27 protein-coding genes and 2 tRNA genes are annotated in these 23,766 nt (G+C 64.1%); 10 read left to right on the top strand and 19 right to left on the bottom strand.

Going from position 1 to position 23,766, the window contains the following annotated elements:
• Positions 1-19 precede the first annotated feature (19 nt).
• Complete coding sequence (locus BN3794_RS06590; RefSeq protein WP_066095084.1) at positions 20-1,228, top strand: acetyl-CoA C-acyltransferase; 1,209 nt, start codon at positions 20-22, stop codon at positions 1,226-1,228.
• A gap of 583 nt (positions 1,229-1,811) precedes the next feature.
• Here the strand turns inward: BN3794_RS06590 and BN3794_RS16285 are convergent.
• The gene (locus BN3794_RS16285) at positions 1,812-2,891 is read right to left on the bottom strand and encodes a hypothetical protein (protein WP_147675680.1); all 1,080 of its coding nucleotides are present in this window, start codon (positions 2,889-2,891) and stop codon (positions 1,812-1,814) included.
• A 518-nt stretch (positions 2,892-3,409) separates the two neighbouring features.
• Between BN3794_RS16285 and BN3794_RS06580 the strand changes: the two genes are divergently transcribed.
• From BN3794_RS06580 to BN3794_RS16675, 3 genes are read left to right on the top strand one after another with little or no spacing between them, the layout of a single operon-like run.
• Positions 3,410-4,393, top strand: coding sequence for a hypothetical protein (locus BN3794_RS06580; RefSeq protein ID WP_147675679.1), 984 nt, complete (start codon positions 3,410-3,412; stop codon positions 4,391-4,393).
• A 40-nt stretch (positions 4,394-4,433) separates the two neighbouring features.
• Entirely contained in the window at positions 4,434-5,144 is a 711-nt protein-coding gene (locus BN3794_RS06575) for a zeta toxin family protein (RefSeq protein WP_066095073.1), read from the top strand.
• A 9-nt stretch (positions 5,145-5,153) separates the two neighbouring features.
• Positions 5,154-5,318 (top strand): hypothetical protein, encoded by a 165-nt coding sequence (locus BN3794_RS16675; protein ID WP_187128041.1) that lies wholly within the window; start codon positions 5,154-5,156, stop codon positions 5,316-5,318.
• A 145-nt stretch (positions 5,319-5,463) separates the two neighbouring features.
• On the opposite strand, the gene BN3794_RS06570 is transcribed toward BN3794_RS16675, so the two are convergent.
• Positions 5,464-5,829 (bottom strand): helix-turn-helix domain-containing protein, encoded by a 366-nt coding sequence (locus BN3794_RS06570; RefSeq protein WP_066095069.1) that lies wholly within the window; start codon positions 5,827-5,829, stop codon positions 5,464-5,466.
• 196 nt (positions 5,830-6,025) lie between these two features.
• Between BN3794_RS06570 and BN3794_RS06565 the strand changes: the two genes are divergently transcribed.
• The 5 genes from BN3794_RS06565 (at position 6,026) to BN3794_RS06555 (ending at position 8,033) form a co-directional block, all read left to right on the top strand.
• Positions 6,026-6,451, top strand: coding sequence for a hypothetical protein (locus BN3794_RS06565; protein ID WP_147675678.1), 426 nt, complete (start codon positions 6,026-6,028; stop codon positions 6,449-6,451).
• Positions 6,452-6,489: 38 nt separating this feature from the next.
• Positions 6,490-6,879 carry a hypothetical protein gene (locus tag BN3794_RS16280; RefSeq protein WP_147675677.1) on the top strand — a complete coding sequence of 130 codons (390 nt, stop codon included), beginning with the start codon at positions 6,490-6,492 and terminating at the stop codon, positions 6,877-6,879.
• Between the two features lie 33 nt (positions 6,880-6,912).
• Positions 6,913-7,116: a hypothetical protein gene (locus BN3794_RS16275; RefSeq protein ID WP_147675676.1), complete on the top strand. Its 204-nt coding sequence runs from the start codon at positions 6,913-6,915 to the stop codon at positions 7,114-7,116.
• Entirely contained in the window at positions 7,113-7,421 is a 309-nt protein-coding gene (locus tag BN3794_RS06560) for a hypothetical protein (protein ID WP_078059623.1), read from the top strand. Before BN3794_RS16275 ends, BN3794_RS06560 begins: the two co-directional genes overlap by 4 nt.
• Before the next feature lie 90 nt (positions 7,422-7,511).
• Positions 7,512-8,033 (top strand): 3'-5' exoribonuclease, encoded by a 522-nt coding sequence (locus BN3794_RS06555; protein ID WP_066095061.1) that lies wholly within the window; start codon positions 7,512-7,514, stop codon positions 8,031-8,033.
• Between the two features lie 153 nt (positions 8,034-8,186).
• Here the strand turns inward: BN3794_RS06555 and BN3794_RS06550 are convergent, their stop codons facing one another.
• From BN3794_RS06550 to uvrB, 10 genes are all read right to left on the bottom strand, one after another.
• Entirely contained in the window at positions 8,187-9,005 is an 819-nt protein-coding gene (locus BN3794_RS06550) for an IS3 family transposase (RefSeq protein ID WP_160330897.1), read from the bottom strand.
• Positions 9,005-9,319, bottom strand: a complete 315-nt coding sequence (locus BN3794_RS06545) for a DUF1153 domain-containing protein (RefSeq protein WP_066097095.1) — start codon at positions 9,317-9,319, stop codon at positions 9,005-9,007. Before BN3794_RS06545 ends, BN3794_RS06550 begins: the two co-directional genes overlap by 1 nt.
• Positions 9,320-9,330: 11 nt before the next feature.
• A complete protein-coding gene (locus BN3794_RS15825) occupies positions 9,331-9,696 on the bottom strand; it encodes an IS3 family transposase (protein ID WP_147675675.1) in 366 nt (121 codons plus the stop codon).
• Positions 9,693-9,986 carry a transposase gene (locus BN3794_RS06535; protein WP_066095054.1) on the bottom strand — a complete coding sequence of 98 codons (294 nt, stop codon included), beginning with the start codon at positions 9,984-9,986 and terminating at the stop codon, positions 9,693-9,695. Before BN3794_RS06535 ends, BN3794_RS15825 begins: the two co-directional genes overlap by 4 nt.
• 93 nt (positions 9,987-10,079) lie before the next feature.
• Entirely contained in the window at positions 10,080-10,475 is a 396-nt protein-coding gene (locus BN3794_RS06530; protein WP_066095051.1) for a type II toxin-antitoxin system MqsA family antitoxin, read from the bottom strand.
• A gap of 2 nt (positions 10,476-10,477) precedes the next feature.
• Positions 10,478-10,786 carry a type II toxin-antitoxin system MqsR family toxin gene (locus BN3794_RS16830; protein WP_268872077.1) on the bottom strand — a complete coding sequence of 103 codons (309 nt, stop codon included), beginning with the start codon at positions 10,784-10,786 and terminating at the stop codon, positions 10,478-10,480.
• 34 nt (positions 10,787-10,820) lie between these two features.
• Positions 10,821-11,126: a DUF7673 family protein gene (locus BN3794_RS06520; protein ID WP_066095048.1), complete on the bottom strand. Its 306-nt coding sequence runs from the start codon at positions 11,124-11,126 to the stop codon at positions 10,821-10,823.
• Between the two features lie 4 nt (positions 11,127-11,130).
• Complete coding sequence (locus tag BN3794_RS06515) at positions 11,131-12,147, bottom strand: site-specific integrase (protein ID WP_066095045.1); 1,017 nt, start codon at positions 12,145-12,147, stop codon at positions 11,131-11,133.
• Between the two features lie 164 nt (positions 12,148-12,311).
• Positions 12,312-12,386 (bottom strand) — tRNA-Val (locus tag BN3794_RS06510).
• Between the two features lie 149 nt (positions 12,387-12,535).
• The gene (gene uvrB, locus BN3794_RS06505) at positions 12,536-14,563 is read right to left on the bottom strand and encodes an excinuclease ABC subunit UvrB (RefSeq protein WP_066095042.1); all 2,028 of its coding nucleotides are present in this window, start codon (positions 14,561-14,563) and stop codon (positions 12,536-12,538) included.
• A gap of 179 nt (positions 14,564-14,742) precedes the next feature.
• Here uvrB and BN3794_RS06500 point away from each other — a divergent pair, with 179 nt between their 5' ends.
• On the top strand, positions 14,743-15,237 hold the full coding sequence (locus tag BN3794_RS06500) for a GspH/FimT family pseudopilin (RefSeq protein WP_160330896.1): 495 nt from the start codon (positions 14,743-14,745) through the stop codon (positions 15,235-15,237).
• Between the two features lie 588 nt (positions 15,238-15,825).
• Here the strand turns inward: BN3794_RS06500 and BN3794_RS06495 are convergent.
• From BN3794_RS06495 to BN3794_RS06465, 7 genes are all read right to left on the bottom strand, one after another.
• Positions 15,826-15,902 (bottom strand) — tRNA-Asn (locus BN3794_RS06495).
• Positions 15,903-15,956: 54 nt separating this feature from the next.
• On the bottom strand, positions 15,957-16,382 hold the full coding sequence (locus BN3794_RS06490) for a type IV pilin protein (RefSeq protein ID WP_066095036.1): 426 nt from the start codon (positions 16,380-16,382) through the stop codon (positions 15,957-15,959).
• Positions 16,383-16,387: 5 nt separating this feature from the next.
• Positions 16,388-21,064, bottom strand: coding sequence for a pilus assembly protein (locus BN3794_RS06485; protein ID WP_066095033.1), 4,677 nt, complete (start codon positions 21,062-21,064; stop codon positions 16,388-16,390).
• Positions 21,061-21,543 carry a pilus assembly PilX family protein gene (locus BN3794_RS06480; protein ID WP_078059620.1) on the bottom strand — a complete coding sequence of 161 codons (483 nt, stop codon included), beginning with the start codon at positions 21,541-21,543 and terminating at the stop codon, positions 21,061-21,063. The genes BN3794_RS06485 and BN3794_RS06480 overlap by 4 nt, the downstream gene beginning before the upstream one ends.
• Before the next feature lie 4 nt (positions 21,544-21,547).
• A complete protein-coding gene (locus tag BN3794_RS06475) occupies positions 21,548-22,753 on the bottom strand; it encodes a PilW family protein (protein ID WP_066095026.1) in 1,206 nt (401 codons plus the stop codon).
• Entirely contained in the window at positions 22,750-23,217 is a 468-nt protein-coding gene (gene pilV / locus BN3794_RS06470) for a type IV pilus modification protein PilV (RefSeq protein ID WP_066095023.1), read from the bottom strand. Before pilV ends, BN3794_RS06475 begins: the two co-directional genes overlap by 4 nt.
• Complete coding sequence (locus BN3794_RS06465) at positions 23,214-23,738, bottom strand: GspH/FimT family pseudopilin (protein WP_160330895.1); 525 nt, start codon at positions 23,736-23,738, stop codon at positions 23,214-23,216. Before BN3794_RS06465 ends, pilV begins: the two co-directional genes overlap by 4 nt.
• Between the last annotated feature and the right edge of the window lie 28 nt (positions 23,739-23,766).

The following is a 23,766-nucleotide window of genomic DNA, read 5'->3' as shown; positions in this document are numbered from 1 at the left end:
CATCCGGAGTTACCCGAAAATGACCAAGCAGATCCAGGACGCCTACATCGTCGCCGCCACCCGTACCCCGGTGGGCAAGGCGCCCAAGGGCATGTTCCGCAACACCCGTCCCGACGACATGCTCGCCCACGTGCTGCGCGCCGTGGTCGCCCAGGCCCCGGGCATCGACCTGGGCCGCATCGACGACGCCATCATCGGCTGCGCCATGCCCGAGGCCGAGCAAGGCATGAACGTGGCGCGCATCGGCGTGCTGCTGGCCGGCCTGCCCGATACCGTGGCCGGCCAGACCGTCAACCGCTTCTGTTCCTCCGGCCTGCAGGCGGTGGCGCTGGCGGCCGACCAGATCCGCCTGGGCAACGCCGACCTGATGCTGGCCGGAGGCACCGAATCGATGTCGATGGTGCCGATGATGGGCAACAAGGTCGCCCTCTCCCCGGCCGTGTTCAACGACGACCACGTCGCCATCGCCTACGGCATGGGCATCACCGCCGAGAAGGTGGCCGAGGAGTGGAAGGTCAGCCGCGCCGAGCAGGACGCCTTCGCCCTCGCCTCCCACCAGAAGGCGCTGGCCGCGATCGCCGCCGGCGAGTTCAAGGACGAGATCAGCCCGTACGAGATCGTCGCCCACCTGCCCGACCTGGCCGACGGCAGCGCGATCCGCCTGAAGAAGAAGCTGGCCGACACCGACGAGGGCCCGCGTCCGGACACCACGCTCGAGGGCCTGGCCAGGCTGCGCCCGGTGTTCCGCAACGGCCAGTTCGGCGGCACCGTGACCGCCGGCAACTCCTCGCAGATGAGCGATGGCGCCGGCGCGGTGCTGCTGGCCTCCGAGCAGGCGATCAAGGACTACGGCCTGACCCCGCTGGCGCGCTTCGTCAGCTTCTCGGTGGCCGGCGTGCGCCCGGAGGTGATGGGCATCGGCCCGATCGAGGCGATCCCGAAGGCACTCAGGCAGGCCGGCCTGACCAAGGACCAGCTGGACTGGATCGAGCTGAACGAGGCCTTCGCCGCGCAGTCGCTGGCGGTGATCCGCGACAGCCAGCTCGACCCGTCCAAGGTCAACCCGCTGGGCGGCGCCATTGCCCTGGGCCATCCGCTGGGCGCCACCGGCGCGGTCCGCACCGCCACGATCGTCCATGGCCTGCGCCGCCACCACAAGAAGTACGGCATGGTCACCATGTGCATCGGTACCGGCATGGGCGCGGCGGGGATCTTCGAGGCGCTCTGAACCCTTCCTCGCGCCCGCACGGCAAACACGGACAGGCGGCCCCCATGGCCGCCTGTTCCGTTCCGGAAGGACGGCGACGAGGAGCGCGCCGGCGTTCGGCAGAACGGATCCGATTCCGTCCACCCTCTGTTGCGGCACCTGCAAAACCTTGGCGAAGGCCGAGGTGCCGGCACGGATCTCCAGGCAGGCCGCATCCGGCAGGAGCGGACCCGCGAGACACCGACAGTTCCCCGGAAACGTTCGGCCACGGGAAGTCCACGGACCGGCAACTGCCGGACGCCAGCCGGCAGCAGGGCCGGTCCATGCGACGAGCCGGCCAGACAGGTCAAACCCCTCTTACCGGGTGGGCCTGGAAACGAAAAAAGCCGGCAACAAGGCCGGCTTTTTCATCTTCACGAAGTGGACTTCGTGGTGGGCGGTACAGGGATCGAACCTGTGACCCCTACCATGTCAATCGCGTTTCTGCTGCTTGTTAGACGCAGCGAAATTGCTAACGCCTTGATTCGAAAGCTATCACCTTCGACCATCTTCGATCAACTACCCGTCTGATTCGATCCTGGTTGCAGCAGAATTGCAGCAGGAATCAGCCCTCTGGCATTGGGTAGAGGAAGACGCGAATGGCATATTGCCCCTCATCTGACAGCCGCGTCCCGAACAGCTCGTCCACGGCCAATGGATAGGGCGTAACCCGGATCTCGGCTCGCACCTGTCGCCCCTGCAGCTTCAGGGAGTTTGCCAATGGCAGGTTGAAAAGCATGTTGAACTTCCGGAACCCAGGGACAAAAGGGAACGGTTCTTCATTCATCCTACCCCTAGCCTCTCCCTCGATATCAAAGAGCGAGTAGTCCGACTGGTTGCCAACCCATGTTGCAACAAGGCCAACTCCGTCGGATTTCATCAAGGCCCAGTTCCTTGCCAGGATCCGGCACAGTGCACGCAATCGCCGGAGGAAGGTGGCCATTTGCTCCACCATGAAAAGGTCTGAATCGTATTCCTCCCAAGTGATGTAGCCATGTCGAAACAGGGACCGCAACATCATTCTGGCGCGACCGAATGGCAACGCACGCCTGCCAGAAGTCCAGTGCTTGAGTTCGTCCACTTTGACCAGACTTGGTTGTTGCCGGGATCGGGCTCTGAGGCCCTGCAGGTTCAGTGAGGCCGGAAATGCCGCAGCCAGAAACACTTGCCTCGGCGCTGATCGATCAGTGCACGCCTTGCAGGTTTCATTCCATGGGATGAAACGATCAATTTTTCCGTTGCTGCCGAACCAGACCTTGCAGGCAGGGTTGGCATGCGCCCCTGCTGCACGGCATACGTTCCTGAGCATGGCTTGAACCTGCAATGTGCCTTGAACCAGTGGCATGACACCCCGTGTTCGCTCTAGGGCGCGTTCATCAGTGTTCTTGATGGTGTCTGCAAGCACTAGGCAGGCGAGATGCAATCCATAGGCCTCACGAATGGATGGTGACGTTATCTGTACCCCTGAAAGGGCTTCGTGCGCCAGAGAATCGAGTACGTGAAATGGCGTCATGGGTACTCCGGAGGAACAGGATTGAACAGGAACTACGATTTGCTTGAGCGTCTGTCCAGACTCGACGATGACGTTCTTGTGGGGGCCGAAGAAGTTGCCGAATTGCTTGGGGTCGCCAAGAAGAGCGTGCAACAGCGAGCCGTTCGCAACTTACCGCCTCCCGCAGACTTCACCCGACATCTTCGCTGGCGACTTGGAGCAATCCGCCAGATGACGCGGAATTCATAAGCGCGACCATCTGTTTGCGCAAGCACACGGATGATTGCCAGCTAGACAACCTCGCCCGGGATCCAAAGCCAAAAAACCGTCCATCGCCAAACTTTGCCTTACTGGGTATGGCAAAGATGGAAAGGCAATACGGAATAAAACTTCTAAATTCCGGGTAAATGCACCATCCAATCGCTCGGCGAGCGACGAGGCGTTTAGGTGCCCGCAACAAGGATTTGCGCAACCTGGCTCATTGTCCAATCCGTGTGCCTGACGCCGCGTAGTGGTGCCACTACGCGGCACCGGATGAAGGCCGCGCCAACCCAACAAGATCAACATCGTCGCCAGACAGGAAATCTCCGGTTTCCACACCCTTCCGCAGCGTTACTTGACCACCTGCGCCGGGCACAGCCAAGTGGTCAAGTAACGTGCGGAATCCAAATATGAGCTTTCCGAAACCCACATCCACAGTTACGGCGACCCAAAAGGACTATGTGCGCATTTTCATTCGGCGTCGGAAAGCGGCTGCTATCCGCTATCCAAACGCTGATGTCTTCGATCTGTTGCACAGGATGGTTGATGATTTGGTCGCCGACCGCTCGAAGCTCACCAGTTCGAGCTTTCGCAAATACCGGTCGGCCTTCCTCTGGTGCTTGATGAATTTGGCCGAACGGCAATCCGATCCGGTGTGGCGTGATTGGGTTCTTGATTTGAGGGCCACGCTTGCACGGGAAAGCCAGACCGGGGCACTCAAGCGATCCACCCGTACCTCATCCCAGAAGATGCGCGCGGTGTCGGCGGATATCGTGGATCGCATCAGGAACCATCTGCTGGAGAATCCGACCAAGTCCAGCCTGGCGCATCCAACCGCTTCGGCGATGACGATCCTGGATCTGTGTGGTATCCGGCCCTGCGAGTTGGAGGACATGGTCGTGACGGCCATCGGATCGGATGGTATCGATCTCGATGTGCGGACGGCCAAACACACGAATGGCAGGGGCGTGGCCGAGCGTCGGACCATTTCCCTGCGCGGCTTGACCGAGCTGGAGTTCCGTCTGGTCATGGCTTGGCCGGAACACCTGGCGGCGCTCGCCTCCGATTGTCCAGCTGGCAAGATCATCAGAAAGCTTGCGGCTTACTTCAAGGATGCCGGGCGGCGGGTCTTGGGAACCAAGGCGAAGACGCCCTGCTTCTACACCTTCCGCCATCAGGTTACAGCTGACATGAAATCGGTGGATTTCGTCTCGGTGGAAACCGGATCGGTTCTGGGGCATGCATCGGATCGAACCAATCAGGTCCACTATGCTCGCAAGGTGGCCGGCCGGGGCAAGGTGAAAGTGGTGCCTGATCCCAAGCTCGCAGCCAAGGTGCGGCAAAAGGCAAAGACCTTTGACGATCACAACCGTCCAAGGCGGGGCAAGACATGAGGAAGTTGCTGTTCCTGGCCTGCCGGGATTGAATGAGTACATGGATCTCATCGAAACCCAGATAGCCGAAGCCGCCATCGCCTATGCCAAGGCCAACCGCAAGCGGATCGCCCGCGAGCTGACCGACCCGGCGATCTACCAGCCGGAGGCCGAGCCGGTTTCGGTGTTCATGGCCGGTTCGCCCGGCGCCGGCAAGACCGAGGCGTCGATCGAACTGATCGGGCGATTCCCTGAGTGGCGCATCCTGCGCATCGACCCGGACGAGCTGCGCGAGTTGTTCCCTGATTACACCGGCGGCAATGCCTGGCTGTTCCAGCGGGCGGTCGCTCGTGTCGTGGACGCCGTGCTCGACCAAGCTTTCCATCGCCGACTCAGCTTCGTGTTGGATGGCACCTTCGCCAGCTACGAGGTGGCGCGCAAGAACGTGGAGCGGTCGCTGGAGGCAGGTCGTCGCGTGCAAATCCTCTATGTCTATCAGGAACCCTTGCTGGCCTGGGGCTTCGTGCAGGCCCGTGAGGCTGCCGAGGGGCGGCGGATCGAACCGGCGAACTTCATCGAGCAATATTTCGGGGCGCGGGAGGTGGTCAACCGGCTCAAGGGTGACTTGGGGCCGGCCATCCACGTGGACCTGCTGATGAAGAACAACGACAACAGCAACCGCTTCTACCGGGCGGGGGTGGATCGGATCGACTCGCACATTCCTGAACGGGTCGGTCGGGCAGAACTTGAGCGGCTGCTGGGTTTGGCTTAAATTGCGCCCATGTTCTCCCGCCTTTTCCCGTCCAAGCCCGCCAAGTCCAGCCCGTTCTCGGAATTCATCCGGACGGCGTCGGCGGCTGAAAAGAAGCGGGTCTATGCCGACGTGCTGAAAAAGGCCACCGAGCGCCAGAACCAAGTCGAGGCCAAGGCCGTCGCTGCCCGGTAAGCGGCCGGCCCCTTCGCTTCACGCGCCCTCTTGGCGGTTCAGTCCTGTTCTCCCTACTTGATCGCTGCCATGGGCGGATTCGTTGACACGTGTCAACGAATACTCCGCCTGTTGGATCAGGCCTCGGCCGCCTTTACGCCCCTGCTCACGGATCGCTGTCAGGCGTCCCGGACGGTGTCGGCTTGAGCAATTCCAACACCGCCTCGCGGCGCTTGGGCGGCAAGCCCCGGTAGCGGATCAGCAGTGTGCGTTCGGCGGCATTGCCGGCACGAAGCTCCGGGGTCGCCTCCTCCGGCTTGGCGGCCCCTGGATCGATTCCGCAGACCAGTTCGTCCAGCGAGCGTTGCAGGGTTCGGCTCAGCTCGGGCAGCAGCTTGAATCCGGGCGTTTCCCGTCCGTTCTCCCACGCCGATACTGAGGACTTGGTGACGCCCAGGGCGAAGCCGAGCTGCTCTTGGGTCAGGCCGGCGGCGATCCGCGCTTCGCGCAGCCTGTCACCAAAGGTTTTCATCGTCGTGGCCCGCCATCTGGAGAGTCCGACCAAAATATGGAGCGGCTTAACCTCTGTCGTGCGGAAGTGCTTGACTCTTATTGTTCGGAATATCAATACTCATTAGGTAAGGCATGGCAGGACATGTCTGCCGGTGACCTCGCCGGCCCATGAGGGCGGGATTCCGAATTCATTCGTCAAGACAGGAAGCAGCGACATGAGAACGAGTGCACTTGCCGTCGTGTTGATGGCTTTCGCCATATCCGGTTGCGGAAATGGCGCAGATGCCGGGAAGGCATCTCCCCTGGCACCTACCGGCGGAGGCGGGTTCAAGGTCAAGTGCGATTCGGTGGAGTCCTGCAAACGCGACTTGGAAAGCGACGACATCGCCTTGAAGCTCCACGCCAACCAGTTCCTGACGCAGCGGGAACTCATGGATGACTTCACGCAACGCACCCTGCACACGGAAAACGCGGAGTTCGAGCAGAGCCTGATCTATTGGCGGCACGCGACCCGGTTCTGCAGCGACAAGGATGCCGAGCGTGACCGGTGTGTCTCCATCGACAGCCCGGATGTGCCCGAAAAAATCAGGGAAGTCTTGAAGAAAGAGCTGGCCGAGGCGGCAGGACAGCCTCAAGGCTGAACATCGAGGATCGAAGAAGACAGGCAGGAGAAGTCACCATGCATGACCGCTACCAGTCCGGTTACAACGCTGGCCGATCTCAGGCCCAGGCCGACCAAACAATGCGTGATTTCCTTGCCCGGGAACGTGCCGCAGGACGTGGCCTGACGCCGGAAGGGATCACCTCGCTCTTCGTTCTGGCTCTTTGTGTTGCCATCCCCGTTGCCGTCGTAGGCGGATTGCGTGTTTGGCTAGGCGAATGGAGCTACTTCGTCGAGCATCCGATGGTTGCTAAGTGGGCATATGGTGTCGTCGCCGTCTTCCTGTTCAGCGCGTGCTATACCTTTCACAGGGTCATCCTCCGTCTTCTGGCGGCAGCCTTCTTCGCGCTGCTGTTCTTCGGATTCCTGGGTTGGATCGTCGTCCTCGTACTGGACGGCATCCATTGATGATCTGTTGGCCAATGAGTGAATGAGCAACCAATGACGACAATTCCTTTTCGCCTTCCTCCACCCCCGGATGCCTGCACATGGGAGGACGCGATTGCCAGTGGATTGGGCATTTATGCTGCCGGCAAACTTCCGCCCGGTGTCGAAGAGCGCGACTTCGATGACACCTGCGACAAGCCGGCGGAAGTGATCGATTTTGTCGCGCGCAAGCGCCTCCAGCCTGGAGCGCCGCCATGAAAGTTCTGGATATTGATGATCGATTCGGCATGCCCGACAGCGCCTTCCGTTCGGCGCAGGACTCGAATCCGTACTTCCGGACTGGCCTCTATGTCCCGACCCGACGCGAGGTGATGGAGCAGCCGTCGGAATGGCTGGCGCCGATCCTCATCGACTGGTTCTGGGAGTGCCCGGTTGAACTTATCCCCAGCGATGCACAGATCGTCGAAGTAAAGGCGATCTTACAGGCGCGTCCTGACGCCGATTCACCGGCGATTGCCGCGCTTGTTGCCGAGTGCGACGACTGCACCCGTTCTGGCCGGTAGTGCTCGGGGCGCCGAGTTATACAACAATCTCCCAATTTGTTGGATAACTCGGCACTGGAAATTTTCGGCGATATAAGTAGATTCGTTGCCATGAAGGCCATTGCGCACTCGACTCGCCTTTTCCTCGACTGCGAATGGGCGGACGAGGCTGGCCACCAACTGGTCAGCCTAGCGTTGGTCAGCGAGGATGGAGGACATCACTTCTACAGCGAAGTGGATCCGCTTCCGAGGCATCCAACAGATTGGGTGCGCGCCGTCGTATACCCGCTCCTGCAGCACGGCTACGCCACCCGACAGAAGGCAGACTTCACACGCGCCCTGCGCGCCTTCCTGGCCCGTTTCGATACACCGATGGTGCTGTTTGACCATGCCACCGATGGCATTCTGTTCGATCGTGCCTTGGCTGGTTTCGACCTTCCGGCGAACGTCATCGACAAGCTCGGGCTTGCCCCCTTCGTGACAACGATCTTGATCCAGGACGAGGGCGTGCGCGACCGGATCGAAGCCTATTTCCGTGAGCATCCTGATCAGGCGCGGCGTCGCCATGACGCCAGCGTCGATGCCGAGGCGTTGCGGTGGGTGTTCGTGACGGAATTGGAGAAGACACCATGACGGCCGCTGACCTAACGCTGTTCCTCGACTTCGACGGCGTGCTGCATCCGTTGTGGGAGCCGGCACCGTACAACGACTGGACCTTGGAGCGGATCCACGGCCCGAAGGCCTATGCAGGCCCCTTCTGTAATGACCCAGCGGTTCCTGCACAGGTCAGGCCGCTAAAGCATAAGCCTCGGCGGGTGTCTTCATGCCCAGCGCCTGGTGCGGGCGCCGGTGGTTGTAGAACTGGATCCAGTCGCCGATCACGCGGCTGGCGTGTTGCTGGCTTTCGAAGCGGTGCCGGTGCGCGCACTGCTCCTTCAACGTACGGATCACCCGCTCCACCATCCCGTTCTGCTGTGGGCAGTGCGGGGTGATGAATTCCTGCAGCAGCCCGTAGCTGCGCACCAGCCGGGTGTAGTTGCGGCTGGTGAACACCAGGCCATTGTCCGAGCGCAGCAGGAAGGGGCTCTGCACCCGTCCCAACGTTCCGAACCGGGCGATCAGCGCCTGCTCCAGCGCCGCGGCGGCGGTGCTGGCCTTGCCGCTGCGCGAGAGCTGCCAGCCGAGTAGCTGCCGGGTGTAGCAGTCGATCACCAGGGCCAGGGTCAGCCAGCCATCACGGCCACCCCAGATCCGACACAGGTCGGTCGCCCAGCGCTCGTCCGGGGCCTGCGCGACCGATGGCAACGCCTGGATCCGCGGGCGGGCGCCCACCGCCCGCTTACGAACCTGCCAGCCCATCAGCTGGAAGATCCGCTGCACCGTGTTCTTGTTCATATCCAGGAGGCCCGCCACCGTCCGGTAGCCGAACGACGGCTCGGCCTCGATCAAGGCCTTGATCGGCTCGGCGAGCTCCGGACGGACCTGCGGCGCTGCCTTGGTCGGCTTGTAATAGAGCGTTCGCCGCGCCACGCCGAACCATCTGCACAGCTTCACCATCGAGACCTCGAAGCCGTCTTCCCGCAGTCCCTGCTGGATCGTGACCATCAGGTCTCGTCCTTGCCCAACAGGGACTGCAATTTTTTTCGTGCGCGAAGCTCCAGCATGGCCTCGCCGTAGGCTTCCTGCAGGTCCTTGAGCTGCCGCTCGTACTGCTCCCGGACATCTTCGGGCTTGGCCCGAAGGGCGTTCTCCATGCCGCGCTTGCCCTCGTCGACCCAGCTCTCGATCTCCGACGGCGTCAGGTCGAACTGCCGGCTCGCCGCAGCCACCGTCGTCTTGCCCTGGATGATTTCCAGCACCAGCGCCGACTTCCGTCGGGCCGTCCAACGCTTGATCTCTTCGTCCATCACTTGGCTCATCGTGCTCTCCCTCAAAAGGTAGCACCTGAGCAGGAAATCACTGGGTCATTACAGCGATGTCGGCTGTCGGTGGTGCGGGGTGTGAAGCGGCCCTTGGCCTTGCCGCGCAGGCACTCCTCGCGCATCAGCCGGACCACGCGCTTGTGGCCCACCGCGTGGGCACAGGCGCGCAGCGCCCGCACCAGGCGCGGCCGCCCATAGGTGCCGCGGCTGCCGGCGTGGAGCATGCGCAGGTCGGCTCGCAGGGCCACTTCCGGGTCCGGACGATCCTTCCGGTGTAGCCAGTCGTGGAAGCCGGAGACCGAGACCGCGAGCAAGCGGCACAGCAACCGGAGCGGATAGCAAGTCCGTTCACGAGCGACGAAGGCGTACCTCACTTGGACTCCTTGGCGAAGAACGCCGTCGCTTTTTTTAGGATCTCGCGCTCCATCTTGAGCGTGGCGTTCTCGGCCCGCAGCCGGGCCAGTTCGCTCTCCATCTCATTGACCGGCTTGCGGCTGGGGGAACTGAGCGGCTGGCCGGCTCGGGATGCACCCAGCCAGTTGGCCAGCGTCTTGGCCGACATGTCCAACTGCCGGGCGGCCTTGGCTGGCCCGATCGACTCGGCCAGGGCGACGGCCTGGGCCTTGAAGTCGTCCGTGTAGCGACGACGGGAAATACGTTGCATGGAACCTCCAGGTTGCGATCAAAGTATCGCTTCCTGGCGTCCGCTCCTGGGGGACAGGTTCAGCCTGCATCCGGATCAGCGTTGGATGTCACGTCACTTGACCTCCCCGAGCAATTCGGGGTGCTTATCCAATACCTTGAGCAACTTCACCAGTGCCAGCGGCGGCTTGGTCTTGCCGTTCTCATAGCGGGAAAAAGCATTGACCCCACCACCGAAGATTTCCGCAGCCTGCTTCTGGTCCAGCTCCAGCTTCCTGCGAACCTTGGTGATGTAGGCCGGATCGACATAGGCGGCATTGACCTGGCGCTGGAACTGCCCGAGTAGCCCGCTGTAGCGGTCGCCATGCTCCCGGTCCAGCACGACCTCGCCGCAGGCCGGACAAAAGTCGCCGGTCACTGCCAGGATCGTGGTGGATTCACCCTTGTAGATGTAAGGCAGGTCGCGGGTGTCGTGGATCAGTTCGGCCGCGCCGCAGTTGGGACATTTCATGGTCACAGCTCCTTGAAGGAGACGATCAATACATCGTCGATGACGGTCAGCTTCAGATAGGCCATCGCGCCGCCGACGATCCTGGCGTGGTACACGTCCTGCCAAATGCGGTGGTCGGCGTGCGTGGTCATACTTTTGTGGAAATCCCGCGCCTCCAGCGCCAGCACGACTTCGCACATCCCCGCCATATCCTCGATGCCCAGTTCGCGCGCACCTTGGTAGGCACTGGCCGTGGCCCGGACCTGCCCGGCTTCGACCATGGCCTTCACTATCGACAGCTTGCAGTGGGGGTTCCCCTTTTCATGGCAAATATAACCTACTAGGTGAATTTGGCAAGTTGGTTGTTCAGTGGGGCTTGGGTTGGCACAGCTGGGGCCGCCACTGCTCGACCAGCGCCTCGAATTCGGTTCGGAAACCCAGCGCATCCGGGTAGTACGGATTGAGAGCAATGAAGGACAACATGCGGACCATGTCCCGCTTGATCTGTAGGTCAACACTCCACAGGTCCGTAGGATCGAAGCCACCGCAGCTTTCGGCGTTCCACCAGGACAACAGGAAATCCGCGCAGCGCCGGCTTTGGCCGGTGTCGTGTGAGGCGACCTCCAGCAGTCGATCCAAGGCGGCGCGGGTTTGGGGGTCGAGTTCGGTCATGGCCTTACCCCAGCTTCCTGGCCAACTCGCTGGCGATGGGATGGAAGTAGCGCTTGAGCATCTGCAGCGACATGTGCCCGGTGACCGCGGACAGTTCCAGCACGTTGCCCAGCTTGGGCGCGATGCGGCTGGTGGCCTCGTGGCGAAGGTCGTGGAAGTGCAGGTCGCCCAGTCCGGCGCGCACAGCGGCGCGGGTGAAGGACTGTTTGAGGGCCTCGCCGGTGACCGGGAATACGCGACCGGACGGATCGCGCGGCAGGTCCGCGAGCACCGCGGCCGCCCGCGACGACAGGGGCACGTCGCGGCCATGCCCGTTCTTGCTGTCGTCCAGACGCACGAAGCGTTCCTCAAGGAACACATCCGTCCATTTGAGCTGCAGCAGTTCCCCTCGGCGCATCGCCGTTTCGATGGCCATGATGACCAGCGGCTTCATCCACTCATTCCGGCAGCCGCCCGGCAACCAGGTACCCTCGGGCGTACGCTGGCTGAGTTCCAGTTCGGCCAACAGCCGCTGTTCCTCCTTCGGGGACAGCCGGCGCTTTCGCGGCTTGTTTTCCTTGGGGCGGCGGATCAGGGTGCAGGGGTTCTCCATGACGATGCCCCATTCCTTGCGCGCGATGTTGATCGCGTGGGAGATCAGGGTCAGGTCGCGGATCACGGTCGAGCCGGTGACCTCCTGCAAGCGGCAATCACGGAAGTCGGCGATGTCGGTAGGGCGCAGGTCGGAGAGGCGAATCTGCGCGATGGGGTAGCGCAGCAGGAACGCGATGCGGCTGGCCTCGGCATCGGCGCTTTTCTTGAGGGGTGAGACTTCCTTCCCGTAGCGGATCAGGATCTCGCCGAGGGTGAAACGCTCGGCTTGGCTGCGGTCACGGTAAACGCCACGCGCGATTTCGGATTCGATCTGGTTCGCCCAAGCCTGTGCATCAGCCTTGGTCTTGAAGGTGCGGCTGATGGGCGGGCGACCACGATGCCGGATCTGGGCCTGCCAGCCGCCGGGACGGGGGTGAAAACTTGCCATACATGCACTCCGGCTGCAGTTGCAGCAAAAATGCAGCAGGAAGTGATCGACAAGGGGGACAGTTAACGGCACTGAAGGCCGAAACGAGGGGCGATTGCGTGCAGCGCGCTGCAATTTTTGATGTGATCCGCACCAACCAAATCAACGTAATTCCTTGATTTGATTGGTGGGCGGTACAGGGTTCGAACCTGTGACCCCCACCATGTCAAGGTGATGCTCTACCGCTGAGCTAACCGCCCGGACACATCAAAATTTACAGCCTTTCGCCCTCTGGCACTTACCATGTCAAGGTAGTGCTCTACCGCTGAGCTAACCGCCCGTCTGCGCGACCGAATGATCGGTGCGAGGGCGCGCATTCTAGCCTGCCCGACGCCCCGGAATCAACACCTCAGGCGATCAGGCCGGCATCGCGCAATTGCCGCAACTGGTCGCGGATCCGCGCGGCATCCTCGAACTCCAGGTCGCGCGCGTGCTGGTACATCTCCTGTTCCAGCGCCTTGATCCTGGAGGCCAGCTGTGCCGGGTCGAGCATGCGGTAGTCCTCGGCCGGCTCGGCCACCCGCCGCGACTTGCCCTTGCCGGCCTTGCCGCCGCCGGCGGCCTCGGACACGGCCCCTTCCAGCACGTCGTTGATCGGCCGCGCCACCGACTTGGGCACGATGCCGTGCTCGGCGTTGTATTCGACCTGCTTCTGCCGGCGCCGGTCGGTCTCCTCGATCGCCGCCTGCATGGAACGGGTGATCCGGTCCGCGTACAGGATCGCCTTGCCACGCACGTTGCGCGCGGCGCGGCCGATGGTCTGGATCAGCGAGCCGGTCGAACGCAGGAAGCCTTCCTTGTCGGCGTCCAGGATCGCCACCAGCGATACCTCGGGCATGTCCAGGCCCTCGCGCAGCAGGTTGATGCCCACCAGCACGTCGAACTTGCCCAGGCGCAGGTCGCGGATGATTTCCACGCGCTCGACGGTGTCGATGTCCGAATGCAGGTAGCGCACCTTGATGCCGTGCTCGCCCAGGTATTCGGTCAGGTTCTCGGCCATGCGCTTGGTCAGGGTGGTGACCAGCACGCGGTCGCCCTGCTCGATGCGTGCGTTGCACTCGGACATCAGGTCGTCCACCTGGGTGGCGACGGGACGGATCTCCACCTCCGGATCGACCAGCCCGGTCGGGCGCACCACCAGTTCGGTGATCTCGCCGGCGGACTCGCGCAGCTCGTACGGGCCGGGGGTGGCCGAGACGTAGATGCTGCGCGGCGAGCGCGCCTCCCACTCCTCGAAGCGCAACGGACGGTTGTCCAGCGCCGAGGGCAGGCGGAAGCCGAACTCCACCAGCGTCTCCTTGCGCGAGCGGTCGCCCTTGTACATCGCACCGATCTGCGGGACGGTCACGTGCGACTCGTCCACCACCAGCAGCGCATCCGGCGGCAGGTAATCGAACAGCGTCGGCGGCGGCTCGCCCGGCGCCTTGCCGGTCAGGTGCCGCGAGTAGTTCTCGATGCCGTTGCAGTAGCCCACCTCGGCCATCATCTCCAGGTCGAACTGGGTGCGCTGCGCCAGCCGCTGCGCCTCCACCAGCTTGTTCTGCGCGTACAGCTGCTCGAGCCGGTCCTTCAGCTCGATCTTGATCGTGTCGATGGCGCTGAGCGTGCGCTCGCGCGTGGTGGCGTAGTGGGTCTTCGGGTAAACGGTGATGCGCGGCAGCTTGCGCAGCGTCTCGCCGGTGAGCGGGTCGAACAGGGTCAGCTGCTCGACGTCGCCATCGAACAGTTCGATGCGGATCGCCTCGGCATCGGATTCGGCCGGGAACACATCGACCACCTCGCCGCGCACGCGGAAGCTGCCGCGGTGCAGCTCGTACTCGTTGCGGGTGTACTGCAGCTCGGTCAGGTGGCGGATCAGCTGGCGCTGGTCGACGTGGTCGCCGCGCGAGAGGATCAGGCGCAGGGACAGGTAGTCCTCCGGCGCGCCCAGGCCGTAGATCGCCGACACCGTGGCCACCACCAGCGCATCCTTGCGCGAGAGCAGCGTCTTGGTCGCCGCCAGGCGCATCTGCTCGATGTGTTCGTTGATCGAGGAATCCTTCTCGATGTAGGTGTCCGACGAGGGCACGTAGGCCTCGGGCTGGTAGTAGTCGTAGTAGCTGACGAAATACTCCACCGCGTTGTGCGGGAAGAAGGACTTGAACTCCCCGTACAGCTGCGCGGCCAGGGTCTTGTTGGGCGCCATCACCAGCGTCGGCTTCTGGATCTGCTGGACGACGTTGGCGATGGTGTAGGTCTTGCCCGAGCCGGTCACGCCCAGCAGCGTCTGCTTGGCCACGCCCGCCTCGAAGTTGGCCACCAGTTTCTCGATCGCCTGCGGCTGGTCGCCGGCCGGCGCATAGGGGGAAACGAGCTGGAAGGTGTCGTTTTCGGTCATGACCATGGATATGGGGACGACACGCCAGTATGCCAGCAGGTCCCCACACGGCGACGGGCGCAACCCCTACCCTCCGTACAGGCGCACGCCGCTGCCGGCTTCAGGACAGGCCACCCAGGATCGCTTCCAGGCCAGGTGGGAGCCGATCCGTGCATCGATGCCAAACGGGAATGGGAGTCGTGGAACTCGTCGCCGCCATGGCCATCGTGGCCATCCTGGCGGGTATCGGCCTGCCCGCGTTCCACGGGAGCCTGCAGCACTACCGGCTCGCCACCGCCATGCACGAGATCGGCAGCCACCTCGCTGCCGCGCGCATGGCCGCGATCAGCCATGGCATGCCCGTCTCGTTCTGCCCGGCCGACGGCGACGGCGGGTGCCGGGGCGACTGGGAGTGGACCCGCGGCGCGCTGCTCTACCTGGATCCCGGACGCGCCAGCACCCCGGCCTCCCCCGCCCACGTCCTGCGCCAGACACTGCGATCGCCCCAGGGCGACCTGCAGATCCTCTCTTCCAGCGGTCGCCGTTCGGTGCGCTTCCAGCCCGATGGCCGCAGCGGCGGCAGCAACATCCGCTTCAGGTTCTGCCAGGGCGGGCGCCTGGTCGGCGAAGTGGTGGTCAACAACACCGGCCGGATCCGCTCGGCCCGGACCTCAGGCACCCAGCCTTGCGGCTGAAAGTTGGCCTCCAGGCCAGGGCCGGCCAAGCCAAGGCGGCAAGCGTACCCGTATCGCCTTCCTGGACGGGGACCGAGGCTGCACGAGGGCCGCTGGACACCAACCTCCCGGAACCCGGTCCTGTGCAGGGCGTGGGATTGGCTGGTCGCCTACCGTGCGCAGCGGATGAAGACGCACAGCCGGCCGGTGCCGATCAACGCCGAGGAGCCCAAGCTGCGGGTGGCGCAGGACGGCATACCGCTCACCCACGGAGCGCTCAGGTCTTTTTGGCAGCGCGTCTTCTTGGCAGCGCGTGATCACCATGGCGATCCGGAAAGGCGTGATCGTGCCGGAGCAGCGCTTGCCGAAGCATCGTGCATCACGGCTACACCGCGTACACGCGCAGACAAGCGCGACGGCGCGGGCTACGTAAATCCGGAGGTGACGGTGCGCTACGACCACTCTGTGCCGGTAGCGGCGGCTCCGAAGCTGCCGAGAACGAGGCGCGTGGACCCAGCTTAGAGACCGTGGAACATCGCAATTTTCCCGAGCATTTTCCCGCAGGCAAGAAAAAGGGCTTGCAGCGATGCTGCAAGCCCTTGATTTTTCTGGCGCCCGAAGTTGGACTCGAACCAACGACCCCCTGATTAACAGTCAAGTGCTCTAACCGGCTGAGCTATTCGGGCGGGGCGCGCATTGTAACGATCTTCCCCGAGCGCGTGCAAGCTTCCGACGCGCAATCACCAGCAGTCGGCGAGCGTGCCGCCGCTGGCGGTCTTCACGTTGGCCTGATTGATGGTCAGCGTGCCGCAGCTGTCGCTCAGCTGGGCGCCCGAAGGCGTCGCGGTGAGCGTGAACGTGGAGGCCGCCTGGTTCGACAGGGCAACGGTATAGCGCGCGCTGGAGGCCTCGCGGGGCGATGAAACCGAGGTCGCTCCCCCCGCCAGCTTGAACCCGGCATAGGTGTTGTTGATGGTGTGGAACCGCTCCGCCTGCCCCGCGTATTCGAGCATGTCCGCCTTCGCCTGGGCCCGGTAGGTACGCAGCACGTACCGGGTATAGGAGGGATAGGCGATGGCCGCCAGGATGGCGACGATCGCCACCACGATCATCAACTCGATGAGCGTGAATCCCCGGGCGCGCTCGCCCGGCCTTGCGATCTTCATGTGCGTCACCTCAATTGTCGCCACGACTGGCGTCCGCAGGGAGTGGAACTGGTCAGTCCGGTGGTGGTGCCGCTGGCCACGTTGACGATGGTGCAGGCACCGACTTCTTCCGTCTCTGTTTCCGTCTCGGTAGTCTTGTCGCGCAACCACCCCACCGAGGTGATCGGCGCGACGGTGTTGGAGCCGCCGGCAGTGCTGGAGTCGTTCACCTTGATGCCGCCGCAGTCCCCGGTACACACGGTGTTGCCATGCTCGTCCGTCAGCCCCGACAGGCTGCCGGCACCGGTCAGGGTACCCAGGCCGTATTCCCAGTTCTCGCCGCCACCGGCGCAATCGGATCCTTCCGTCGGCGTGTAGGTGGCGAAGTAGACGACACCGTTCAGGAGGTAGGGCGTGCCGATGAAGCGCTCGCCCGCAGCAACCCCGTTGGCCGCCAGATCCACATACCAGCCCCGGTTGCTCACATAGTTGACGGTGTCGCTGCTGACCGACCGCGTCTCGTAGCTGTTGGTGCTCGTCGTCGAGGCCATTGTCTGCCCCACCAGGCTGCCCCGCCCGGTCACCGCCGTGGACAGGTTGTCCCAGATGCCGTACAGGCTCTGGACCTGCAGGTTGGAAGCATCGCCGGACACGAAGTAGCGGCCGGTGCCGAAATAGACCATGACACCGCCGCTGGGCCCGTTGTTGAGCAGGATCTGGCCGGTGATCGGCTGCGCTGCGCCACTGGGGTCGACCGCCGAGAACAGCGGAGAGCCTCCCAGGGCGATCGACCAATCGGCCGGGTTCGCCGACGACAGGTCGAATTTCCACAGGTGTCCCTGCAGGTCGCCGGCATACAGGGTATCGGCCAGGCCCAGGGTGTTGGAAAGCGCGGCGGCAGCGACGTTGATGATGCCGTTGTGCCCGCCGTAGGTGGCCGCGTTGGCCGACAGCTTGCGGATCACCGCGCCGGTGGCCACGTCCACGACATAGAGCACGGCATTGCCGTTCGACGAATTGGCGCCGTTGCCGAATATGGTGACGAATCTCACGCCCGTGGCCGTCTTGACCGGCACCACCAGGGAGGTGCCGAGCACCTGGCCCAGGTCGGCGTCGTTGCGCCCCGACAGCTCCCACAGCACCTTGCTGGAACCGAAGCTCGTCGGGTCGGTCACGTCCAGTCCGAACACCGATCCCTGCGGAAGCGTGTCGGCGTTGGTGGTCGCCGCGCCGCCGGCCCCGGTGGAACCGACCAGGACCGTATGCCAGGCGCTGCCGAAATAGGCGTCGCTGAGCCGGACCGGACCGTCGACGAAGTAGCGATGGCTGTAGGAAGGATTGGCCAGCTCGCCCATGTGGCGCCAGGAGCTGCTCGGGATGTAGGCGAACAGTTCCTTGCCGCCGCTGGTTCCGGAGGTGCTGCCATTGAATGCATGCACCATGCCGTCGTTGGCACCCACGTAGACGGCCGGTACCCGCCCGGCCTTGCTGGTCAGGAACTGCTTGTAGGTGGTGGCCAGCCCGGACAGCGAGGTCTCGCTGCTCCAGGAACTTCCCCATCCGTAGTCGTCGGTGGGCAGGGCGATCACCGGCGTGGAGTTGACGATGTCGCCCAAGGGCGAGGAGCGCGTGCGGAAGTTGCCGTTGGACTGGCCCTTGAGATAGTTCACCAGGTCCGCGACCGTCTGCGTCCCCAGCCAGCTGCTGGTCGCGGCGTCGCCGGCCTTCAGCCCGAGCGAGGCGAACTGCGCGGTCGTCGTCCCCCCGGGAACATTGGTCGAGGTGAACGCGCCCGCGCTCACGGCCTGGGTGACGGTACCGGTGGTCGCATCGACCGTGGTGGGCGTCCAGCTGGCCACGATGTTGCGTTCGCTCCACAGCGTCGAGGCCATCTGGGTGCCCGCGCTCCACAACGTGCTGCCCGTCTTGGTGGAGGTGGCGACGACGTCGCCGATCCAGTCGTTGTTGTCGCCGGCCGAGAAGCTGGCCGCCACCGAGAAGGTGCCCGATTCCACGCTCGGCGAGGAGGCGCTGCCGGAAACCGAGGCCTTTGCCGCGGCCGCGCTCTCGAAGATCTCCTCCAGGCGCGACTTCAGCTCCGTCGGGTCGTGCGCGAGGAAGTAGCCGTCTGGCTCGCCGCTGGTCTTTGAATCCCACTTGCCTGCCACCGGCGTGCCCGTGGCATCCAGATCCTTGGGATTACCGTACTTGGCGGCATACCACAACGGATTCTGCAGGACTTTGGCCACCGAGCCGGAGCCGGCGGTGAACCGGTACACGACCGGCGTGCCCCAGCTACTGGATGGATTGGCGGAAGTGGTAATGATGGAACCATCATTATTGCCCGGACGCAGCAGGTCCCGCTTGGTGCCGTCGTTATTCGAGCCGGTGACGGTGAAGCCCGTCAACAAGGCGTTTCCGGCATAGGCCGAGAGGATCTCGACCCGCACCAGAACCTCGTTGCTGGCGACCGTCGTCGAGCTGCAGGCCGTCGAATTCGATCGCCAGCAGATGTTGCCGCCTCCGGTACCGCTGAACGAGCACTCGCTGCCCACGCAGAAGCTCATCATGGTGACCAGGTCGTTGTCGTGGTCGTTGCCCCACAACGAGTCCTCCCACACGAGCTTGTAGCTGCCGGAAACCAGGTTGTTGTTGCCCGAATACTTCAGATCGCGACCGTAGACATAGTAGGGAGAAACCGATGCCGTCGTGGGTCCGCCCGCCACGTCGCCGAGCGAACAGGTGCGCCAGCCCGAGGAGTTCGCATTGGCACTGCCGCTGTTGTTCGCCTGGCAGAGCGGCGACAGGGTGATGGTTCCCCCTCCCACCGGGATCTCGAAGCTGGGCAGGCTCTCGGCCATCTGCACCGCGTAGGTGGTCACCGTGTTCTTGTAGGCCGCGGTCTTTCCTTCGCTGCCGCCGACCAGATCCGGTCGCAGATCGGTGGTCGCCGCCGCATGGGCAAGGCCGGCCACCAGATAGCTGCCCTCGGTCGAGGGGGAGTCCGGGCATATGCCCAGCGCGTTGCCGAGCCCGCTCAGGCTCACGGCCTGGCAATAGTCGGCATAGGTATCGGCCAGGGCCGGTCTCTGGGACTGGTCGCGTCCGACGAAGACGCTGGTGCCATTGATGCCTTCCTTTTGGCCGACAGTGTTCGTCAGTGCCGCCACGGAACTGGTGAACTGTTTGACAGCTGGTACCGCATTGGCATCGAAGGACGGCAATCCCGAGGAAAGCACCAGGATGCTGCAGCTCGCGCAATAGGAATTGGTGCTGTAGGGATCCGTCCAGCTGACGTTGGTCGGCAATCCCAGGGCGGTATCGACGGAAGTCGAAGTACCGAAGGTCGCCGGTACCCCGCTTGCATCGTGTGCGATGTACCGCAGGGCCTCTGCGTACATTTCCGCGATCGGATTGCCCCAGGCACTGCAAGACTGGCCGCCGCTGCCACCCGGATCATTCAAGTAGCCATTGGCCCCGGATACCTGGCGATTGAGGATTCCGTAGTTGTTGCAATCCGACCAGACACTGCCCGACCACTTGTCGATCTTGAAGTTGTCCACCGTACGGACGATGCCCGGCTGCGAGGTGCCCCCGAGCTTCCAGCAGAACCGTCCGTCGTTGGTATTGACCTCGTCCCCGGTCGCGCACTGCGCGGTCGTCGAGTTCCCGGCGAACAGGCCGATGTTCCGGCGCAGCACGCCACCCGCGCGCGGCTGGTCGTAGGAACCGCTGATCAGGCCGAAGCGCAGCCGGCCGCTCTCGCCGTACTGCTGCAGCAGGCCTGCAGGCCGGTAATACGTATGCGTACCGTCGCTGTACGAACGACAGAACGATTCGCGCAGGGTTTCGTCGCTGTTGCCGCATACGTCCACGCGCGCGATGAGCGTCTCCTTCAGGCTTCTCGGATTGTCGCCCGAGCCCGTATTGCACTGCGATCCGGCCGTGGATGCCCATTCGGTGTACGTGCCCGACGCCACGCGTATCTGCGGGGTTCCGGAGAACGAGGCACTGCAGAACGAGGTCGCGCTGGTATACGGCGTGTACTTTCCAATGTCATCCTTGGAATAGGTCTTGACCCAGGCATGCAGGTCGTTGGGAATGTAGGCGCGCTCCAGGACGACGTCGGCAGCCGACGTTGTGCACTTCTGATTCCTTCCGCTGCCGGTACACGTCGTGGTCTCGATGGTGTCCGTGCTCCTCGTGCCGCCATAGAGCACCCAGCGCACCAAGTCCAGACGGCTCATCGCCACCCAGTTGAGGAAATTACCCGAGAAGCTGCCGGAGCACTGATGGTTCAAGATCCTGTTGCCATTGGCATCGGTACTGCCCCCCGATGCCACGGCGCTGGCCTTGAACACGTTGCTCGCATAGGAATAACACAGGTGCGAATCGAAATAGCCGGCATAGTCGAAGCCGTCGTTGTAGGTCGTATCGATGCGACCATCGCCGTCGAGGTCGGTGTAGTCGGAGTACGCCTTGTTGAACAGCTGCTCGTCGCGCGACATGACCAGCATCATCAGCGGCGGCTCGGTCTTGCCCAGGTACATCGGGCTCTGCTCGATGTTGTAGTCGGACGTGGCGGCCGAAAGCGGCAACCCGATGACGACCGCGATGGCCAGGGTAATGGCGATGGTCAGCCAACGGTCCCAGGCGCTCCAGCGGCGCACGGAAGCGGGATTGACGGAGCGAGTCTGGCTCATGGCAGGTATACCGTTTGGATGACGGCGGAAGCGGCGGCAGTGCCGGCGTCGCCGGTGTCGGTCGACAAGGCGGTGACTTCATAGGCGCTGCCCGCCGTGCTGAACGGGACTGTCGCGCCGAGGCCAATCCCGCTTCCGTTGGAAGCCGAGGTGATGCGGCGCACGTACTTGGCCGTCCCATCGGTCTGGGTCCCGGCCCAGTTCAGGGCGTCGAAGCTTGCGGCGCTGCTGTCGACCGCGTAGGCGCCATTGGCGGCCTTGACCTGCGATTCGACCTGCCGGACCAGCGCTTCGGCGTTCTGGAAGGCCTGGTCCGCGCGCAGGTAGTTCGCCGCCATGCGCTCCTGCATGGAGGCGATCTGCATGCCGATCAGGCCGAGCAGCGCCATGAGGATCAGCATGATCAAGGCCACGTACAGGGCCGCGCCGCCCTGTGCCTGTTTCCTGCCGCATGTCGGCAAACGGTTCGGATGTCTCATGTCGTCAGTTCCCATACAGCCGGTTGCGCAGGGTCACCGTGGTCTGGTACACGGTCCGCATCCGCCCGTCGGCCGGCGGCGTGAACCTCACGCCCTGTGCAACCAGTTCGTTGCCGGCTTCCGGCGCCTGGGCGGAAGCCGGATCCGGACTCGTCAGCAGCAGCCCCAGCTGCACCGACACCACGCGGCGCCAGGCCTTCTCCTTGTCCGCATCGGAGGCCTGGATGCCGCTGGCCGTGTCAAGACGCGCCACCGCACCGGTCGGGCTCGAGGCGGTCGTGCTGTCCTGTCCGTACAGGATCTGCATGTTTTCCACGCCCTCGACCAATTCCTCCTTGACGTAACTCACCGCGGCCGCCGCGGGCGCCGCGATGAAACGGACGCGGTACAGCGAAGGCCGGTTGGTGGAGGTGTTGAGGCCGACGTAATAGATCTCGCTCTCGGCGCGGTAGAGCAGCGCCCCCTGGTCGAAGGCAAAGCTCGCCGTGGTCGCCCCGGCGTTCAATCCGGTCGCCGCCCCTACCGCGACCTGGGAATTGCTGGCGGACTGGGCATGGAACACGGTCGCCGTGTCGCAGTTGGTCAGGCCAAACAGGCCCGGGTTGTCCAACCCGCCCTTGACCAGGTTCCAGTCGTCCGCCGTGGCCGCCAGCGCCAGGACCGGCGCTGCCCCCGTCGCCGCCGCGGCGATCGGCACGCCTTCGCCGTCCAGGTAGCGCAGCACCAGGATGTCGCTCCCGGCCACCCGGTTGTCGAGAATCGCGTCCCAGCCGGTGGGCAGCGCGCGATCGAGCGTTCCGCCCGTGGCAGGCGTCGCCGGCAACGTGACCGTGGCCGAGGCACTGGGCGCGGTATTGGCGGCCTCGTAGCCCTCGATGGCGTAGTTGAAGGCCAGCGCGGCCACGGGCGCGGTGCCGAAGGTGGTGTACTTGGCCAGGAAGGCCGTGGTGCCCGCGTCCTGCCCGAGGATCTGGTCGCTCTTGCATCCCATGTGGCCGGCCATGCGGATGTCGCGGGACAGGTAATCCACGGCGAAACGCCCGTTCTCCTGTACCCGCGCCAGGCCCTGCGACAGCGCATAGGCCGAACGCGATGCGATGAACACCTGCACCACGCCCAGCACCAGCACCAGGCCGATCAGCATGGCGATCATGAGCTCGATCAACGACAGGCCGCGTTGCCACGCCGCGTGCACGGTCCCGGTCCTCATAGCTCCGACTCCACCTTGAAGGTCAGGTCACCGGCCGACTCCGGGTTCCAGCGGTCGTCGTCCCAGTTCACGTCCACCGTCAGGGTCGGGGCGTTGTACTGGACCTTCGCCGTCGCCCCCCCGCCCAGGGCACGCCCCAGCTGGCACTGCCACTGGGTGCGGAAGGTGGCGGCCGAAACCGCACCCACGCCCGGCGTGCAGGCGGCGGCCGTGGTGGTGGCCGTGTAATCCCCCGTGTACGAGGCCACCTGGGCGCGATCGGAACGCACCTGGTCCATCAGCGTGTCGGCGAGGTTGATGGCCTGGGTGCGGTAGTTCGCGCTCTGGGTGAAGCGCACGTTCATGGTCTGCAGCATTGCCAGCCCGAGCAGGCCCACGGCCAGGACCAGCAACGCGATCAGCACTTCGATGAGCGTGAAGCCGGACTGCCGCCGTCCCGGCCGATACGCGGATGCCCGCCTCATTCGCACGTCCCCTTGGCCAATGTCGTGCTCCCGGTCGGGTTCACCGTCACGGTGCGCAGCAACGTGTCACCGGCGCGGCAATCGGCCGGCGTGATGGAGAACGACACCGCCGACGAGTCGGTACGCCGTCCGCGGCTGTCGAAGGCGACGATGCCGCCGGCGGGCCCCTGCGCGGTCACCCCGCTGTCGGGCGACACGTAGCGCACCACCGTCTCGCCGCTGTCCAGCACGCCGTTGCCGTTGCTGTCGTCCCAGACCAGCCAGCCGGAAGTCCAGTCGGTGCCGCACGCCGTGCCGTTCGCGGAGGCGCATACCCCCGCGCCCTGCGACGAGCGCACCGCCTCCGAACGCGCGAACGCAAGCGACCCGACGAGCGTGTTGACCCGCGTCGCCACGTGGTTGGACTGCAGCGTGTAGCGGAAGTTGGGGAATGCGATCGCCGCCAGCACGGCCAGCACCACCAGGGTGATCATCAGCTCCAGCAGCGTGAAACCGCCGCTTCCCCGCATCGAATCGCGCATGCGCAACATCCCCAGAAATCCCCGCGTA

The organism is Xanthomonas massiliensis (genome assembly GCF_900018785.1).
Taxonomy (GTDB): Bacteria; Pseudomonadota; Gammaproteobacteria; order Xanthomonadales; family Xanthomonadaceae; genus Xanthomonas_B; species Xanthomonas_B massiliensis.
The sequence above is the reverse complement of the archived record's forward strand: the minus strand, read 5'-3'. Positions and strand labels throughout refer to the sequence as shown.

Bases quoted from the DNA above. Each gene is read 5' to 3' on its own strand.
- BN3794_RS06480 (WP_078059620.1), bottom strand. From the start codon at position 21,543: ATGAGACATCCGAACCGTTTGCCGACATGCGGCAGGAAACAGGCACAG.
- BN3794_RS06560 (WP_078059623.1), top strand. From the start codon at position 7,113: ATGAAAGTTCTGGATATTGATGATCGATTCGGCATGCCCGACAGCGCC.
- BN3794_RS06520 (WP_066095048.1), bottom strand. From the start codon at position 11,126: ATGACCGAACTCGACCCCCAAACCCGCGCCGCCTTGGATCGACTGCTG.
- BN3794_RS06580 (WP_147675679.1), top strand. From the start codon at position 3,410: ATGAGCTTTCCGAAACCCACATCCACAGTTACGGCGACCCAAAAGGAC.
- BN3794_RS06555 (WP_066095061.1), top strand. From the start codon at position 7,512: ATGAAGGCCATTGCGCACTCGACTCGCCTTTTCCTCGACTGCGAATGG.
- BN3794_RS06475 (WP_066095026.1), bottom strand. From the start codon at position 22,753: ATGAGGACCGGGACCGTGCACGCGGCGTGGCAACGCGGCCTGTCGTTG.
- BN3794_RS06465 (WP_160330895.1), bottom strand. From the start codon at position 23,738: ATGCGCGATTCGATGCGGGGAAGCGGCGGTTTCACGCTGCTGGAGCTG.
- uvrB (WP_066095042.1), bottom strand. From the start codon at position 14,563: ATGACCGAAAACGACACCTTCCAGCTCGTTTCCCCCTATGCGCCGGCC.
- BN3794_RS06550 (WP_160330897.1), bottom strand. From the start codon at position 9,005: ATGGTCACGATCCAGCAGGGACTGCGGGAAGACGGCTTCGAGGTCTCG.
- BN3794_RS16275 (WP_147675676.1), top strand. From the start codon at position 6,913: ATGACGACAATTCCTTTTCGCCTTCCTCCACCCCCGGATGCCTGCACA.
- BN3794_RS06590 (WP_066095084.1), top strand. From the start codon at position 20: ATGACCAAGCAGATCCAGGACGCCTACATCGTCGCCGCCACCCGTACC.
- BN3794_RS06485 (WP_066095033.1), bottom strand. From the start codon at position 21,064: ATGAGCCAGACTCGCTCCGTCAATCCCGCTTCCGTGCGCCGCTGGAGC.
- BN3794_RS06515 (WP_066095045.1), bottom strand. From the start codon at position 12,147: ATGGCAAGTTTTCACCCCCGTCCCGGCGGCTGGCAGGCCCAGATCCGG.
- BN3794_RS06545 (WP_066097095.1), bottom strand. From the start codon at position 9,319: ATGAGCCAAGTGATGGACGAAGAGATCAAGCGTTGGACGGCCCGACGG.
- BN3794_RS06575 (WP_066095073.1), top strand. From the start codon at position 4,434: ATGGATCTCATCGAAACCCAGATAGCCGAAGCCGCCATCGCCTATGCC.
- BN3794_RS06565 (WP_147675678.1), top strand. From the start codon at position 6,026: ATGAGAACGAGTGCACTTGCCGTCGTGTTGATGGCTTTCGCCATATCC.
- BN3794_RS06570 (WP_066095069.1), bottom strand. From the start codon at position 5,829: ATGAAAACCTTTGGTGACAGGCTGCGCGAAGCGCGGATCGCCGCCGGC.
- pilV (WP_066095023.1), bottom strand. From the start codon at position 23,217: ATGAGGCGGGCATCCGCGTATCGGCCGGGACGGCGGCAGTCCGGCTTC.
- BN3794_RS06535 (WP_066095054.1), bottom strand. From the start codon at position 9,986: ATGCAACGTATTTCCCGTCGTCGCTACACGGACGACTTCAAGGCCCAG.
- BN3794_RS06530 (WP_066095051.1), bottom strand. From the start codon at position 10,475: ATGAAATGTCCCAACTGCGGCGCGGCCGAACTGATCCACGACACCCGC.
- BN3794_RS16280 (WP_147675677.1), top strand. From the start codon at position 6,490: ATGCATGACCGCTACCAGTCCGGTTACAACGCTGGCCGATCTCAGGCC.
- BN3794_RS16675 (WP_187128041.1), top strand. From the start codon at position 5,154: ATGTTCTCCCGCCTTTTCCCGTCCAAGCCCGCCAAGTCCAGCCCGTTC.
- BN3794_RS06490 (WP_066095036.1), bottom strand. From the start codon at position 16,382: ATGAAGATCGCAAGGCCGGGCGAGCGCGCCCGGGGATTCACGCTCATC.